The sequence below is a fragment of the Maritimibacter sp. UBA3975 genome (genome assembly GCF_002384975.1).
Taxonomy (GTDB): Bacteria; Pseudomonadota; Alphaproteobacteria; order Rhodobacterales; family Rhodobacteraceae; genus Maritimibacter.
Genome location: NZ_DGCP01000011.1, coordinates 187,269 through 202,437 on the forward strand (window position 1 = coordinate 187,269; position 15,169 = coordinate 202,437).

General features: G+C 64.6%; 14 protein-coding genes and 1 other RNA gene. 8 read left to right on the forward strand and 7 right to left on the reverse strand.

Annotated elements, in window-relative coordinates:
- Positions 1-815: cbb3-type cytochrome c oxidase subunit I (locus B2585_RS11625; protein ID WP_292023210.1), on the reverse strand; the 815-nt coding region annotated here is incomplete at its 3' end.
- A 257-nt stretch (positions 816-1,072) separates the two neighbouring features.
- Here B2585_RS11625 and B2585_RS11630 point away from each other — a divergent pair.
- Complete coding sequence (locus tag B2585_RS11630) at positions 1,073-1,912, forward strand: universal stress protein (RefSeq protein ID WP_292023213.1); 840 nt, start codon at positions 1,073-1,075, stop codon at positions 1,910-1,912.
- Between the two features lie 151 nt (positions 1,913-2,063).
- Here the strand turns inward: B2585_RS11630 and fnrL are convergent, their stop codons facing one another.
- Positions 2,064-2,804, reverse strand: coding sequence for a transcriptional regulator FnrL (fnrL, locus tag B2585_RS11635; protein WP_292023215.1), 741 nt, complete (start codon positions 2,802-2,804; stop codon positions 2,064-2,066).
- 61 nt (positions 2,805-2,865) lie between these two features.
- Here fnrL and hemN point away from each other — a divergent pair, with 61 nt between their 5' ends.
- Together hemN and B2585_RS11645 are read left to right on the forward strand one after the other, a co-directional pair.
- The gene (gene hemN / locus B2585_RS11640; protein ID WP_292023217.1) at positions 2,866-4,221 is read left to right on the forward strand and encodes an oxygen-independent coproporphyrinogen III oxidase; all 1,356 of its coding nucleotides are present in this window, start codon (positions 2,866-2,868) and stop codon (positions 4,219-4,221) included.
- 31 nt (positions 4,222-4,252) lie between these two features.
- Complete coding sequence (locus tag B2585_RS11645; RefSeq protein WP_292023219.1) at positions 4,253-5,629, forward strand: FAD-binding oxidoreductase; 1,377 nt, start codon at positions 4,253-4,255, stop codon at positions 5,627-5,629.
- 6 nt (positions 5,630-5,635) lie between these two features.
- Here B2585_RS11645 and B2585_RS11650 read toward each other — a convergent pair whose 3' ends face one another.
- Complete coding sequence (locus B2585_RS11650; protein ID WP_292023222.1) at positions 5,636-6,106, reverse strand: SRPBCC family protein; 471 nt, start codon at positions 6,104-6,106, stop codon at positions 5,636-5,638.
- Positions 6,107-6,189: 83 nt separating this feature from the next.
- On the reverse strand, positions 6,190-7,161 hold the full coding sequence (nudC, locus tag B2585_RS11655) for an NAD(+) diphosphatase (RefSeq protein WP_292023224.1): 972 nt from the start codon (positions 7,159-7,161) through the stop codon (positions 6,190-6,192).
- 102 nt (positions 7,162-7,263) lie between these two features.
- On the opposite strand from nudC, the gene ffs reads away from it, so the two are divergent.
- An RNA gene (gene ffs / locus B2585_RS11660) (signal recognition particle sRNA small type) lies at positions 7,264-7,360 on the forward strand.
- Positions 7,361-7,393: 33 nt separating this feature from the next.
- Here ffs and B2585_RS11665 read toward each other — a convergent pair.
- The gene (locus tag B2585_RS11665; RefSeq protein ID WP_292023226.1) at positions 7,394-8,167 is read right to left on the reverse strand and encodes a class I SAM-dependent methyltransferase; all 774 of its coding nucleotides are present in this window, start codon (positions 8,165-8,167) and stop codon (positions 7,394-7,396) included.
- A gap of 115 nt (positions 8,168-8,282) precedes the next feature.
- Positions 8,283-9,311, reverse strand: coding sequence for a uroporphyrinogen decarboxylase (gene hemE, locus B2585_RS11670; RefSeq protein ID WP_292023227.1), 1,029 nt, complete (start codon positions 9,309-9,311; stop codon positions 8,283-8,285).
- Between the two features lie 101 nt (positions 9,312-9,412).
- On the opposite strand from hemE, the gene hemC reads away from it, so the two are divergent.
- Positions 9,413-10,372 carry a hydroxymethylbilane synthase gene (gene hemC, locus B2585_RS11675; RefSeq protein WP_292023229.1) on the forward strand — a complete coding sequence of 320 codons (960 nt, stop codon included), beginning with the start codon at positions 9,413-9,415 and terminating at the stop codon, positions 10,370-10,372.
- A 94-nt stretch (positions 10,373-10,466) separates the two neighbouring features.
- Here hemC and B2585_RS11680 read toward each other — a convergent pair whose 3' ends face one another.
- On the reverse strand, positions 10,467-11,300 hold the full coding sequence (locus B2585_RS11680; RefSeq protein ID WP_292023232.1) for a prephenate dehydratase: 834 nt from the start codon (positions 11,298-11,300) through the stop codon (positions 10,467-10,469).
- A gap of 129 nt (positions 11,301-11,429) precedes the next feature.
- On the opposite strand from B2585_RS11680, the gene B2585_RS11685 reads away from it, so the two are divergent.
- From B2585_RS11685 to B2585_RS11695, 3 genes are all read left to right on the forward strand, one after another.
- A complete protein-coding gene (locus B2585_RS11685; protein WP_292023234.1) occupies positions 11,430-11,963 on the forward strand; it encodes a c-type cytochrome in 534 nt (177 codons plus the stop codon).
- Positions 11,964-12,137: 174 nt separating this feature from the next.
- A complete protein-coding gene (locus B2585_RS11690) occupies positions 12,138-14,051 on the forward strand; it encodes an extracellular solute-binding protein (protein WP_292023235.1) in 1,914 nt (637 codons plus the stop codon).
- Between the two features lie 15 nt (positions 14,052-14,066).
- Positions 14,067-15,167: a microcin C ABC transporter permease YejB gene (locus B2585_RS11695; protein ID WP_292023237.1), complete on the forward strand. Its 1,101-nt coding sequence runs from the start codon at positions 14,067-14,069 to the stop codon at positions 15,165-15,167.
- Positions 15,168-15,169: the final 2 nt, after the last annotated feature.

Below are 15,169 nucleotides of genomic sequence, written 5' to 3' on the forward strand. Positions count from 1 at the left end.
GCGGTCAGGAAGAAGCCCACGGCGTTGTGGCCGTACCACCACTGCGTCATCGCATCCTGAACGCCCGCGAAGACCTGAACCGACTTGGAGCCGAAGATCGAGACCGGGATCGACAGGTTGTTCACGACGTGCAGCAGCGCGATGGTGACGATGAAGGCGAGGTAGAACCAGTTGGCAACGTAGATGTGGGGCTCTTTCCGCTTCATGAGCGTGCCCATGAAGAGGACGAGGTAGCCCACCCAGACGATGGTCAGCCACAGGTCGGTGTACCATTCGGGTTCCGCGTATTCCTTGCCCTGCGTGGAACCGAGGACATAGCCGGTCGCGGCGAGCAGGATCACGATCTGGTAGCCCCAGAACACGAACCAGGCGAGGCCATCATTCCAGAGCCGCGCACCCGAGGTGCGCTGGACCACGTAGAAGGACGAGGTGATGAGCGCCGTGCCCCCGAAGGCGAAGATCACCGCCGAGGTGTGCAACGGACGCAGCCGCCCGAAGTTGAGGAAGCCTTCCGCCCAGGCGAAGTTGAGCTGGGGAAACGCCAGCATGAAGGCGATGTAGGTCCCCACGAGGAAGCCCACGACGCCCCAGAAGGCGGTCAAGGCTGCCCCGACCCGGATGGGTCCGTCGAGGTAGCCGGTTTTCGGAGCCGGTTCATGCCCCATACGCCGCAGCGTATAGATGAACAGGCCACCCGCGATCGCCACGACCAGAATGGCGTGGACCAGATAGGCGAGATCGCGGGCATAGGTGGTGGCGATCGCGGCCAGAAGTGCAATCAGGCCGAAGATCACCAGTTTGAGGTAATCCCACATTTTACGTCCCTTCGTGTCTTTCACTACGCGGTTCGGACAGGAGACGAATCCAGACCCGCCCGCGCTTTTCGACTGACTGGGGTTTTGATGTGTCGGGGGGGAAGTAACCTTGATCCATGTCAAAACCCTCAGGGCTTTGTGAAATTAGCGATTTGACCCAAGTCAAAGCGCAACGGCCATCTGCCCTGCACCATGCTCCCGACACTTTCCCCCGGCCGCTGGTTTTCCCGGCCACAGTCCGCAAAAGGGTTGCTCCCATGGCCTACCGATCCATTACCACGGTTGTAACGGATATCCAAAACTCAACTTCCGCGTTTAGTGCAGCAATGCGGATTGCAGCCGCGAACGATGCCCATCTGGACGCGCTCTGCCTTGGCCTCGACATGACGCAGCCGGGTTTTTACTACGCCGGCGCGACCGCCGTGGTGATGCAAGACAGCCTCGCCCAGGCGCAGGAAGATGCGCTGGCCCTCGAAGATCACGCCCGCAAGACGCTGAAGGGTGCCGGTTTCAACTGGTCCGTCACGGGCCTGTCGGCCCAGATGGTAGCGGTGAACCAACTCATCGCGCTGCGCACCCGGTTCTCGGATCTCGTCGTCCTGCCGAAGCCTTACGGCGAAGGGCGGGGCCATGACCTTGAGGCGGTCACCGAGGCGGCAATGTTCGAGGCGGACGTGCCGGTCCTGATCCAGCCGGACGGACACGAGTTCCCGGAAAAGGTCGACCGCATTCTGATCGGCTGGAACGAAAGCCGCGAGGCGCTGCGCGCGGTCAAGGCCGCCCTGCCCTTCCTCAAGGCCGCGGGCACGGTCAATATCGCCATCATCGACCCGCCGAAGCACGGCCCCGAACGCTCGGACCCCGGCGGGCCGTTGAGCCAGTTCCTGTCACGCCACGGCGTGCGGGCGGAATTGTCGGTGCTGTCGAAGACGATGCCGCGCGTGTCCGACGTTCTGGCCCGCCACGCCAACGACATCGACGCCGACATGATCATCATGGGGGCCTACAGCCACTCCCGCTTCCGTGAATCGATCCTCGGCGGCGCGACGAGAAATATGCTCGAATCGACGGAACGTCCTCTGCTCCTCGCGCATTGAGGCACTGAAGACACGTTTTCCTCCCTGAAGGACTTGGCCGGTGGTTCTCCCACCGGCCTTTTTTTCGGGGTAAAGCGGCGTTGCAGGGCGGGCGCCGACGGCGGCGGCAAGCGCAACTGCAAAGTTTACGGACACAGGCCCTGCGGGCCGGTCAGACGATCAGCCCGCCGTCCACGTCGTCGCCGGTTTCCGAAATCAGGGCTTCGAGGTCGGGCACGATCACGCGACGCTTGCCTTCCAGCTGGATGATTTCAGCCTTTCGCAGCGCCGAAATCTGGCGGCTCACGGTTTCCAGCGTGAGGCCGAGGTAATTCGACATCGCCTCACGCGTGAGCGGCAGATCGAAAATCATGCCATCGGAGGGAAGCTGTTTGCGCAGGAGCGCATCGCGCCGTGCCACGATCAAAAGCAGGCTCGCGATCTTTTCGCGCGCCGTCTTGCGGCCCAGAACCAGCATCCAATCGCGCGCCGAGTCGAGCTCGTCCAGCGTCATTTCCAGCAGGCGCTGTCCGATGTGCGGCGTGCTCGTCATGAGGTGTTCGAAGGGCTTGCGGCGGAAACAGCACAGGGTCACGTCCGAAACGGCCACCACGTCGAACGCTGCTGTTTCGCGGCCCGGCCGCCCGATGAAATCGGACGGCAGGAGAAGGCCCACCATCTGCGTGCGCCCGTCTTCCATCGTCTGGCTGAGGGTCGCGATCCCGGTGACAACCGAGGCCACGAACTCCATATGGTCGCCGGCCCAGAGGATCGGCTGCCCAGCTTCGTAGCTGCGGTAGTACTTGATGTCCTCAAGCACCTCGAGCTCGTCCGGTTCGCAGCGCGAACAGACGGCACGGTGGCGGATCGGGCACTGGCCGCAATCCTTGAGATCTAGGTGGAGTGAACCCATAGCTTAGACCATTTGATCCGTATCAATGTCACGCGCGAAAGTTGGCTTTAACCCTACGCCAATGGACAACCTGACGCAACTTCGCAAACTCGGCCTTTTTGATGCGCGAGTGCCCCGCTACACCAGCTATCCGACAGCCCCGCATTTTGCCGGCGGCATCGGCGGCGAGACGGTAAGTAATTGGATTCGCGCGATTCCCGACGGATCGCAGATTTCGCTCTACCTGCATGTGCCATTCTGCCGCAGGTTGTGCTGGTTCTGTGCGTGTCGCACGCAAGGGACGAGCACGCTGAGCCCGGTCGAGGCTTATGTTGATTCGCTAACTCAAGAATTGGCGGCGCTGAAAAAGACGCTCCCGGAAGGCATCACGATCAGTCATCTGCACTGGGGCGGCGGAACCCCGACGCTGCTCGATCCGACGATGATCGACCGCCTGTCGCGCGCCATCTTCGACGCGGCCCCGCTGGGAGACGGCGCACAGTTCTCGGTCGAGATCGACCCGAACGAAATCGACGACGCGCGGATGGACGCGCTGGTGGCCGCCGGGCTCAACCGGGCGTCGCTGGGCGTGCAGGATTTCGACCCCATGATCCAGGAGGTCATCGGGCGACCCCAGAGCTTCGAGATCACAAAGGCGGCGGTCGATGGCCTGCGGGCGCGCGGTGTGCCGTCGCTCAATATCGACTTGCTCTATGGCTTGCCGCACCAGACCCGTGCCCGCATGACGGATTCGGTGAAGAAGGTCATCTCGCTCAAGCCTGACCGGATCGCGCTTTTCGGATACGCCCATGTGCCGTGGATGGCGCGGCGTCAGTCGCTCATTCCGACCGAGGCGCTGCCGTCGCCCGAGGACCGGCTGGAGCTTTACAGCCTGTCACGCGACCTGTTCGTCGCGGACGGGTATGACGAGATCGGTATCGACCATTTCTCCCGCCCCGAGGACGGCCTCGCAACGGCGCAGAAGAACGGCACCATGCGGCGCAATTTCCAAGGCTATACGGAGGACAGCGCCGAGGTGCTGATCGGTCTCGGGGCGTCCTCGATCTCGCGCTTTCCGCAGGGCTATGCGCAGAACGCGCCCGCCACGTCGGCCTATCAGGAGCGTGTGCGTGCAGGCCAGTTCGCCACGTCGCGCGGCCATGCCTTCACCGGTTACGACATCCTGCGGGGCCGGGTGATCGAGGCGCTTCTGTGCGATTTCGAGGCCGACCTGCCCGCCATCGCCCGCGGTCTTGGGGAAGATCCTGCCACTGCGCTTGCGCTGGCCGACGGCTTGGCCGAAACTCTGCCCGGCACAGTGTCGCTTGACGACGGTGTCCTGTCGATCCGGCCCGACGCGCGGCCGCTCGCCCGGATCATCGCCCGCTATTTCGACGCCTATGAAATGAACGAAGCCGGGCACAGCCAGGCGGTCTGACCGCCCCTCGCCCGGACGGGGGGAGGAGACTATGGGTTTCATCGAGCGGGCGACCGCGATCATAGGCGAGTCGCATGTGCTGACCGGGGCGGACATGGCCCGGTATGCCAACGATGCCCAGGGGCAATACACCTCGACCCCGCTGTGCGTGCTGCGCCCGGCCTCCACAGACGAAGTGTCGGCGCTCATGGCGCTCGCGCATGAGGTGGGTCAGGTCGTGATTCCGGTCTCTGGCAACACCGGCGTGTCCGGCGGCACGTTCAACGACGGCGCGGCGATGCTGTCGCTGGAGCGGATGAACCGCATCCGCGCCGTGAAGCCCGAGGCGCGGGTCGCCATCGCTGAGGCAGGCGTGATCCTCGACACCATACGCGCGGCGGCGGACGAGGTGGGCCTCGTCTTTCCTGTCGTTTTCGGCGCGCGCGGATCGGCGATGGTGGGCGGCATCCTGTCCACCAATGCGGGCGGCTCCAACGTCCTGCGGTACGGCAACACCCGCGCCCAATGCCTCGGGCTCGAGGTCGTGCTGGCCGACGGGCGCGTGATGGACCTGTTGGGGGAGCTGCACAAGGACAACTCCGGCTATGACCTGCGTGATCTGATGATCGGGGCCGAGGGCACTTTGGGCATTATCACGGCGGCTGTCCTGAAGCTCGCCGCCGCGCCCGCCCACCGGGCGACGGCAATGGTCGCGCCGGTTTCGCTCGACGCGGCGCTGGTCATGCTGAACCGGTTGCAGGAGGCGTCCGGCGGGGCCGTCGAGGCCTGCGAATACATGCCACGCAGCTACGTCGCCCGCCATCTTGCCAAGGTCGCGGACGCCCGAGAACCCTTCGAGGCGGCACACGAGGTCAATGTCCTCGTGGAACTGGCGGGGGATGCGGCGCTCACCGAAACGCTGGAGACCGTCCTTGCGGATGAAATGGAGGCGGGCCGGGTGGCCGACGCGGTCATCGCGCAGAACGACACTCAGCGCGCGGCGATGTGGGACCGGCGCGAACGTGCCTCCGAGGTGCTCGTGGGCGGGGAATCTCCGCTCTTCACAGGCGACATCGCCCTGCCCCTCGACAGTCTGACGCGGTTCTTTGACGAGATCGGCACGCGCATGGCCGGTATCGCGCCGGGCGTGCAGGACAGTTGCGTCGCGCATCTCGGCGACGGGAACGTGCATTATGTGGCCTATGCGCCCGAAAAGACCGAAGCGCTCACGGCGCAGGCGTCCGAGGCGCAGGACGCGCTGGTCGCGGAACTCGGCGGCTCGTTCTCGGCGGAACACGGGATCGGGATTTACAAGCTGGGGTCGATGGCCCGGCACAAGAACCCGGTCGCCCTGGATGTCATGCGCGCGATCAAGGGCGCGCTTGACCCCAAGGGCATCCTCAACCCCGGCAAGGTCATCCCGGACTGAGGCCGATCAGAACCCGCGCGACTGGCACCGTTCTTCGAGCTCGGCGCAGTATTCGGCGATCCGGCGACGGTAGCGGTTCTGGATGTTGGTTTTGGCCAGCTTGGCGGACTGGATCATCAGCCGCGCCGGAATCGTGCGCGGCGTCGCCTCAAGCGTGACGTTCATCCGCGTGCGGGTGCGCGACATGGCGACGAGGTCCACGGCCATTTCGACCTCAAGCCCCGCGGCGCGCATGAGGAATGTGAGCGCATTGGGCGGGTCATATTCGATCAGGTCCACGTCCGCCTTGCGTTCGCGCCCGCGATACTGGAACTCGCCATGCCAGGACATGCCCGCCCCCGGCGTTTCAAGCGAATCCGTGCGCACCACCTCGGCCCCGCGCCGCATCGCGGCCCGTTCGAACCAGCCGAAGTCGGCCACATTGGCGAACACCGCCTCGATCGGCGCCGCGATATCCTCGCGCGTGGTGAGTTTCATGCCTGTCCCTTTTTTCGCTCGCTACCCGTCGTCCGGGCGTTTCGCCGCCCGGTTATCGTTGTTTGACGGCGATTCTGAGGCAGCTACAGCGTCCCGGCAAGCCAATTTTTCATCAGGACCTGCGCAATGGCGCCCCGGCGCGGTCTGCGGATCACCGGATGCGTGCCCGCGAAGACGTCCACGAGATCCTCACGCGTGACCCAGAGCGCGTGTTCGATCTCTGTCGGGTCGACGTCGATCTCAAGGCTCAACGCCTCGGCATGGCACCCGATCATGAGCGAGGCCGGGAAGGGCCAGGGTTGGGTCGCGAGGATCGCGGAGGGGCCGACGCGGACGCCGGTTTCTTCCGCCACCTCCCGCGCGACGGCAGCAGACACCGTCTCGCCCGGCTCCATGAAGCCCGCAAGCAGGGAATACATCCCTTCGGGCCAGCCCGGCGAGCGCCCGAGCAGAACCGAATTGCCGGAGGTGACGAGCATGATGACCACCGGGTCGGTGCGCGGGAAATGCAGACGGCCGCAGGCAGGGCAACTGCGCCGCCACCCGGCCTCGTCGATCTCGGATCGCGTGCCGCAGGCAGCGCAGAACCCGTGCGACCGGTGCCATTCGAGGATGCCCCGCGCGGTGGCCGCCAGTTCGCTTTCGAACGGCGTGAGGCCCGCGAGTGCGGACCGCAGGTCCGGAAAGCGCGCATCCTCGGGCAGCACGCCCAACGGCGGGGCCGGCATGTCCATGCCCGGATCGCCGGGGCCGCCATCGGCCGCATGGCTGTAGGCCGGCATGGCCGAAATATCGGCGGCGAACAGCGGGGCGCCGTCCTGATGGCCCAGATAGATCCACTGGGGGTCGTGTTCGGTGATGAGGGGGTGGTCGACGGCGAGCAGTTCAAGGTGCAGATCACCGCCCGGCCCCGACACTCCCGCCATGAGAGGGCGGCCCCGCCAGATCGGCAAAACCTGCGCCGAACCGGAGGCGCGCAGAGCCGACGCCTCGCCCCTGAGATGCGCCGCGCGGTCGAGCCCGCCGCCACCGAAGGCCAGTTCACTCAGGTCCATCTTGTCCTCCCCGCGCCGCATCCCGTCGGGTATGCGCAGGCCGTCCGGCAGTGTCAAACCGATCCCTTGATCCGCAGGCGCGAGTCACCTATGTAACGGCTCGAGAGGTTGGCGCGGGCAAGCACCTCGCCAACCCGGTCAGGTCCGGAAGGAAGCAGCCGTAACGAGCCCCGCTTGGGTCGTTGTCCAGCCTCTCACCTTACCCCGCAGCCTTGGGCCCCGTCATGGTCGGTCACTTGGCCTGCGCGGTGAACACCATTTGCCCTGAAAACATGAGCTTCATCACGTTGCCGGACCGCCAGTCGAGCCCGTCACGCTCGACCACCGCGTCGATGGCGGCGTTCAGGTTCGAGTTTCGGAAGATCCGGCCCTGATCGAGGTGCCGGTGAAAATGCCACAGCGACAGCGACACACCGTCCACCCCGCTCGCAAGGAACCTCAGGGGAAGGCCTGCATCTTCGAGGATCGTCTTCCAGCCGTAGGGCGTGAAGCAGAAGATGCTGCGCATGTGAAAAGGCTCCATGCACGACACACTTCCCGTGAAGACCCCGCCCGGCTTCAGCACACGCCTGATCTCTTTCAGAAGCGGCTCGGGAAGGCGGACATGCTCGAACACCTGGGTGCTGAAGACCATGTCGAAGGTGTTTTTCTCAAACGGGATGTCGACGCCGTTGTAGGTCTTGCAGGCCTTTTGGAAGGTCTCGTCCTCGACGTCCCAGCGTTCCGAGATGTCGACGCCGTTCCAGTGCAGGTCCGCGTTCAGGTCATCGAAAAAGGCCTTCGACTTTCCGAACCCGCAGCCGAGGTCGAGCACACGGAACGACCCGGACTTTGGAACCTGCGCGGCGACATGATCCAGCACCGCGACTTGGCCCACGTTTTCGTCGGGAACGCAGTCGCCCAGCACATGTGACAGGCCGGCGAAATGCGGTGGCTGCACCTCCGGCAGGTCGTCGAGCAACACGTCGAGAATCGGGTTCGGACGGGGTGTGCCTTGCGTCGTCATTGAATCACCGTGCTCTGATTGCCTGTCCGAAGGTGCGGACGTGGGCGGACCCTAGTCCCCGGGGAGCCACAGGGAAAAGTTGCCATTCAAGCTCGTCTTTGCATTGCGCCGCGGCTCAGGCGCTGCGCACCGCGTCGATCATCTTCGCGACATTGTCGGGGTCCGCATCCGGCGTGATGCCGTGACCGAGGTTGAAGATGTGCGGCCCGCCGCGCAGGGCGCGGGTGATGGCCTGTGCCTCATCCACCAGAGCCTGACCGCCGGTGACCATGTGGCTGGAGGCGAGGTTGCCCTGAACGCAGCCGTCCACCTGCACATTCGCCGCGACCCATTCGGCCGAAACCGAGTTGTCGACCGCGACGCAATCCGCGCCCGTCGCCTTGTGGAAGCCGATGTAGCGTTCGCCCGCCTCACGCGGAAACGCGATGATCGGAAGGCCGGGGTGGCGGTCCTTGAGCTCGCTGATGATCCGCTTTGTCGGTGCCAGAGCGAAGTCGTCGAAGTCCTGCCCCTTGAGCGAGCCTGCCCAGCTGTCGAAGATCTTGACCGTCTCGGCGCCCGCCGCGACCTGTCGTGAAAGGTATTCGATCGTCGCCTCGGTGATCCGGTCGATGAGGCGGATGAAGAGGTCTCGGTTCGTGTCCTTAAGTGCATGGGCCGGTCCCTGGTCGGGCGTACCGCGCCCGGCCACCATGTAAGTCGCGACGGTCCACGGTGCGCCGGCGAAGCCGATCAGCGCGGTCTCGGAGGGCAGTTCGCGCGACAGGATCGAGACGGTTTCATAGACCGGGCCAAGCGTGTCGTGGATATCGTCGACCCCACCAAGCTTGGCAAAGTCATCTTCCCCCGTGATCGTCGACAGGCGCGGCCCCTCGCCGGTGACGAACCACAGGTCCGCGCCCAGCGCCTGCGGCACCAGCAGGATGTCGGCGAACAGGATCGCCGCGTCGAAACCGAAACGGCGGATCGGTTGCAGCGTCACCTCGGCCGCAAGCTCGGGATTGTAGCACAGAGACAGGAAATCCCCGGCCTTCTCACGGGTCGCGCGGTACTCCGGCAGGTAGCGGCCTGCCTGCCGCATCATCCAGATCGGGGGCGTCGGAAGCGTTTCGCCCGCCAGCGCGCGCATGAGAAGCTTGGTCATTCGTGGTCCTTTCGCTATCACGGCTTGGGTCCGCTTTCCGTGCCCATATGTCAAGACGCGGGGGCATGGACAGGGCCTCAGGCCGCGTCTAAACGGGTTGCATGACCGTGACTCTTCCCGACCCGACCAAACCGATGAAGATCGGCACCCGCGGCTCGCCGCTCGCGCTGGCGCAGGCCTATGAGACCCGCGACCGGCTGGCGATCGCTTTCGGGCTGCCCGAGACCGCGTTCGAGATCGTCGTCATCAAGACCACCGGTGACGACCGCGCGATGATCGCGGCGGACCGGCCGCTCAAGGAGATCGGGAACAAGGGGCTGTTCACCCGCGAGATCGAGGACCAGCTCATGAACGGGCTGATCGACATCGCGGTCCATTCGATGAAGGACATGCCGACCGAGCAGCCGCCGGGCCTCACGCTCGACTGCTACCTCCCGCGCGAGGATACGCGGGACGCTTTCGTGTCGCTGGGCAGCGGCGGCATCCACGATCTGCCCGAGGGCGCGGTGGTCGGCACGTCGTCCCTGCGACGCAAGGCCCAGTTGCTCAACCGTCGCCCGGACCTTCAGGTCGTGGAGTTCCGGGGCAACGTGCAGACCCGGCTCGCCAAGCTGCGTGACGGGGTGGCCGAGGCCACGTTCCTTGCCATGGCCGGGCTGACCCGGCTGGGCATGTTGCCCGAGGTGCCCCACGGCGCCATCGCGCCCGAGGACATGCTGCCGGCCATCGCACAGGGCGCCATCGGGATCGAACGGCGCGCCCATGACGACGCGACCGCCGAGATGCTTACCGCCATCCACCACGGCCCCACCGGCCAGCGGCTTGCGGCAGAACGCGCGTTCCTCGCCGAACTGGACGGCTCCTGCGAGACGCCCATCGCGGGGCTTGCGGAACTCGACGGTGACACGATGAGGCTCCGGGGCGAAGTGCTGCGCACCAACGGGTCTGAGGCGCTGTCGGATGAAATGAGCGGCCCCGTCGCCGACGGCCCCGACATGGGGCGCGAGATGGCGCGCAAGCTGCTGGAGCGCGCCGGGCCGGGCTTTTTCGACTGGCACTGATCCCTTCGCAGACACCCGCGCGGCCCGAGGGCCCGTGCCTCGCACGGGGCCGAGACATCGAGCGCGCGCGTGAGCGCGCCCCTTTCGCAGACTTTCAGCCGTCGCGGCGCGGGTCGGCGGGATAAACGCCGAGAATGTCGAGGTTGTTGGTGAAGTAGCCAAGCTCGTCCAGCGCGCGCGCCACTTCCGGGTCGTCCGGGTGGCCTTCGATGTCGGAGTAGAAGCGCGTGGCGGTGAACGACCCGTCGATCATGTAGCTTTCCAGCTTGGTCATGTTCACACCGTTCGTCGCGAAGCCGCCCATCGCCTTGTAGAGCGCCGCCGGGATGTTGCGGACCTCGAAGACGAAGGTGGTCATCATCTTTTCGCCGCGCCGTTCAAGGCTCAGGTCCCGCCCCATGATGACGAAGCGGGTCGTATTGTGGCCGTGGTCCTCGATGTCGCGCGCAAGCACGTCGAGGCCGTAGATCTCGGCGGCCAGCGTCGAAGCGAGCACGCCCTCCCCGACGGTGCGGTGCGCGGCCAGGTCGGCGGCGGCCCCGGCGCTGTCGGCGGCGGCGTGTCCACGGATACCGTGACGCTTCAGGAATTGTGCGGACTGAGGCAGCAGCACGAGGTGGGCGCGCACGTCCTTGACGTCCTCAAGCCTGGCCCCCGGCGCCCCCATCAGCGAAATCCGCACCCGGACGAAGGCTTCGTCGAGGATATGCAGCCCGCTTTCCGGCAGCAGGCGGTGGATGTCGGCCACCCGCCCGTAGGTGGAGTTTTCCACCGGCAGCATCGCCAGATCCGTCGCGCCCGAACGCACCGCCTCGATCACGTCTTCGAAGGTGGCGCAGGGGATCGCCTCCATGTCGGGGCGCGCGTCGATGCAGGCCTCATGGGAATAGGCCCCCGGTTCGCCTTGGAACGCTATCTTCCCCGTCACGGCCTGCCCTCCCGGTTCATGGTCTGCGCTCAGACACGATGTCGCAATTCGTCGCGCCTCATACCGCTTGAAACGTCCGGGTTAAAGCGTGTAGACACCCGCGAGACTAGGCTTCAGATGGAACGCGACATGTTCGACACAATGACCTTCACCAAGGCCGGCGCCGCCGTATGCGCCGCCCTCCTGATTTTTCTCTTCGCCAGCTGGGGTGCGGACGCGCTCTATATGAGCGAGGCCGAGGGGCATGGTGACGAGGCTGAAGAACACAGCCAGGGCTATGTGATCGCCAACCTCGAAGAGAGCAGCGAAGACGGTGGCGAAGAGGCCGTCGAAGTCAGCTTTGAAGAAGTGTTCGCCGAAGCCGATGCCGGCGCGGGCGAGCGGGTCTACAACAAGTGCAAATCCTGCCACAAGCTCGACGGCACCAACGGCACCGGCCCGCATCTCGACGGTGTGGTCGGCCGCGAAGTCGCCGCCGTCGGCGATTTCTCCTATTCCGACGCGATGGCCTCGGTCGAAGGCAGCTGGACCCCGGAAGAGTTGAACGCATTCCTCGAGAACCCGCGCAGCGACATCAACGGCACCAAGATGACCTTCTCGGGCCTGAACGATATCGAGGACCGCGCCAATGTCATCGCCTATCTTGAGGCGAACCCGGGCTGATCACGCTGGACATGACGACATTTCAGGGGCCGCGCCGGGCAACCGGGGCGGCCCTTTCACGTTCTCCCTGTAATGTTCCCGCAACTTAGCTCACGAATTCTCGCCTTGAATGTCAGGGCAGTGCGGGCTTAGCCTTCACGGCAACCGGTCTGCACCGAGCTCAGAGGAGACGCCATGACGCCCCGCCCCGCGCGCCCTGCCACCCGCACCGATACCGCGCCGAACCCGGCCCCGCTTCTCAAGGCGCTTCTTTTGTCGTCCGCGGTGGTTCTTACAGGGGCCCAGATCGCCCGGGGGCAGGACACGACCGAAACCCACGCGTTCTCCAATTTCGGCGAGGTGAAGTACGGCCCTGACATCGAGCATCTGGATTATGTGAACCCGGACGCGCCCAAGGGTGGCGAGATCTCGATTTCCGCGATGGGGACCTTCGACAGCTTCAACAACTATTCGCGCAAGGGCGTCTCGGCGGCGCTGGCCACGATCGGCTCCGAGAGCATCGTGATCTCGACCGCGGACGACCCCTATGGCCTCTACTGCTTCATCTGCACGACGATGGAGTATCCCGAGGATCTCAAGTGGGTGACGTTCAACCTGCGCGACGACGTGACCTTCGCGGATGGCGAGCCGATGGTGGCCGAGGACGTGGAGTTCTCGTTCAACCTGTTCCTCGAGCAGGGGATCACCGAGTATCGCCGCATCGTCGAGGGCTTTATCGAGGACGTCGACGTGATCGACGACCACACGATCAAGTTCACCTTCACCGACGAGGCCCCGATCCGCGAGCGGATCGGCTTTGCGGGCGGCACCCCTGTCTTTTCGAAGGACTGGTTCGAGGAGACCGGCGCCCGGCTCGACGACAGTTCGGAAGAACCGTTCATGTCCACCGGTGCCTATGTTCTGGAGTCCAAGGACTTCAACCGGCAGATCGTCTATTCCCGCAATCCCGACTACTGGGCGGCGGAGCATCCGCTTCAGGTCGGGCGTAACAACTTCGACCGAATCCGCGTGGAATATTTCGCTGACAGCCAGGCCGCTTTCGAGGCGTTCAAGGCCGGCGCTTTCACGTTCCGCGTCGAGAATTCGTCGCTCATCTGGGCGACGGGTTACGACTTTCCGAACCTCAACGACGGTTACGTCGTGAAGGAAGAGATCCCCGACGGCACCGTGGGCACGGCCCAGAGCTTCATTTTCAACCTCGACCGCGAAACGTGGCAGGACAAGCGGGTGCGCGACGCCATCGCGATGATGTTCAACTTCGAATGGTCGAACCAGGCACTGTTCTACGGTCTTTATGACCGGGTGGATTCCTTCTGGCCCGGCACTGACCTCGCCGCGCGTGGCACGCCGTCCGAGGCCGAGCTTGAAATCCTCGAGCCGCTGGTCGACGAGGGTCTGCTCGATGCCGCGATCCTGACCGAAGAGGCGCCGGTGCCGCCGGTCAACGAAGCGGATCAGAACCGCCCGGCACGCGGCACCTTCCGCGCCGCTGGCCGCCTTCTTGAAGACGCGGGCTGGATTCCCGGCGATGACGGCGTCCGCCGCAACGAGGCGGGCGATATTCTGACGCTCGAAATCCTGTCCTACGACCCGAATTTCGACCGGATCATCAACCCCTATATCGAGAATCTGGAACAGCTGGGCGTCAATGCCGAGCTGGAGCGTGTGGACACCGCGCAGTATGTCGAGAACCGCCGGGCCGGCGACTTCGACATGACGAGCCACGGCTTCTCGATGGGCTTCGAACCGGGTATCGGGCTGGAACAGTGGTTCCACTCCAAGACCGCCGACGACAGTTCCCGCAACCTCATGCGGCTGCGCAACGAAGCGGTCGACCGGATCATCCCCTCGATCGTTGGGGCCGAAACGCTTGAAACGCTGGAATCCTCGGTCCATGCGCTCGACCGCACCCTGCGCTCCATCGGGTTCATGGTGCCGCAGTGGTTCAAGCCGGTTCACACCGTCGCCTATTTCGACATGTACGGAAAACCCGAGACGATCCCGCCGCTGGACATGGGCTACCTCGACTTCTGGTGGTATGACGCCGACAAGCATCAGGCGCTGATTGACGCCGGTGTTCTCCGCTAAGGAATAACCGACCTCATGGGCGCCTATATCTTCCGCAGGTTGCTGCTCATCATCCCGACCCTGTTCGGGATCATGGTCATCAACTTCACCCTGACGCAGTTCGTCCCCGGCGGGCCGATCGAGCAGATCATCGCCCGCATCGATGGTGAGGGCGACGTATTCGGCGCGATCTCCGGCGGGCCTAGCGACTTCGGCGCCAACAGCGGCGGCGAGGCCGGCGCGCAGGGGTCCAGCGACTATGCGGGCGCGCGCGGCCTCCCCCCTGAGTTCATCGAGGAGCTGGAGCGCGAATTCGGCTTCGACAAGCCGCCGCTGGAACGGTTTTTCGGGATGATCTGGAACTATATGCGTCTCGACTTCGGCGAGAGTTATTTCAGGTCCATCGGCGTGTTCGAACTGGTGGCCGAAAAGCTCCCGGTCTCGATCTCTCTGGGCTTGTGGTCGACCGTCATCGCCTATCTGATCTCGATCCCACTGGGCATCCGCAAGGCGGTGCGCGATGGCTCGACCTTCGATACTTGGACGAGCGGATTGATCATCGTGGCCTACGCCATCCCCGGTTTCCTGTTCGCGATCCTGTTGCTCGTCCTGTTCGCGGGCGGCACCTATTGGCAGATCTTCCCGCTCAGGGGGCTGACGTCGGACAATTTCGAGGATCTAAGTCTGATCGGCAAAGTGCTCGACTACTTCTGGCATATCGCGCTGCCGGTTTTCGCAACGACCATCGCAAGCTTCGCCACGCTGACGCTGCTGACCAAGAACAGCTTTCTCGACGAGATCAAGAAGCAGTATGTCGTGACGGCCCGCGCCAAGGGCGTGTCGGAAAGCCGTGTGCTTTACGGTCACGTTTTCCGCAACGCCATGCTCATCGTCATCGCGGGCTTCCCCGGCCTCTTCATCTCGGTCTTCTTCGCCGGGTCCCTCATCATCGAGACGATCTTTTCGCTCGACGGGCTTGGGCGTCTCGGGTTCGAGGCGGCGGTGGCCCGTGATTACCCCGTGATCTTCGGCACACTCTTCGTCTTCGGCCTCATCAGCCTCGTCGTGAACATCCTGTCCGACCTGATGTATGTCTTCGTCGATCCCCGCATCGACTTCGAGAAGCGGGAGGCCTGAGC

Bases quoted from the DNA above. Each gene is read 5' to 3' on its own strand.
- B2585_RS11645 (WP_292023219.1), top strand. From the start codon at position 4,253: ATGGGTTTCATCGAGCGGGCGACCGCGATCATAGGCGAGTCGCATGTG.
- B2585_RS11650 (WP_292023222.1), bottom strand. From the start codon at position 6,106: ATGAAACTCACCACGCGCGAGGATATCGCGGCGCCGATCGAGGCGGTG.
- hemN (WP_292023217.1), top strand. From the start codon at position 2,866: ATGGACAACCTGACGCAACTTCGCAAACTCGGCCTTTTTGATGCGCGA.
- B2585_RS11695 (WP_292023237.1), top strand. From the start codon at position 14,067: ATGGGCGCCTATATCTTCCGCAGGTTGCTGCTCATCATCCCGACCCTG.
- hemE (WP_292023227.1), bottom strand. From the start codon at position 9,311: ATGACCAAGCTTCTCATGCGCGCGCTGGCGGGCGAAACGCTTCCGACG.
- nudC (WP_292023224.1), bottom strand. From the start codon at position 7,161: ATGGACCTGAGTGAACTGGCCTTCGGTGGCGGCGGGCTCGACCGCGCG.
- fnrL (WP_292023215.1), bottom strand. From the start codon at position 2,804: ATGGGTTCACTCCACCTAGATCTCAAGGATTGCGGCCAGTGCCCGATC.
- B2585_RS11630 (WP_292023213.1), top strand. From the start codon at position 1,073: ATGGCCTACCGATCCATTACCACGGTTGTAACGGATATCCAAAACTCA.
- B2585_RS11685 (WP_292023234.1), top strand. From the start codon at position 11,430: ATGTTCGACACAATGACCTTCACCAAGGCCGGCGCCGCCGTATGCGCC.
- hemC (WP_292023229.1), top strand. From the start codon at position 9,413: ATGACCGTGACTCTTCCCGACCCGACCAAACCGATGAAGATCGGCACC.
- B2585_RS11690 (WP_292023235.1), top strand. From the start codon at position 12,138: ATGACGCCCCGCCCCGCGCGCCCTGCCACCCGCACCGATACCGCGCCG.
- B2585_RS11665 (WP_292023226.1), bottom strand. From the start codon at position 8,167: ATGACGACGCAAGGCACACCCCGTCCGAACCCGATTCTCGACGTGTTG.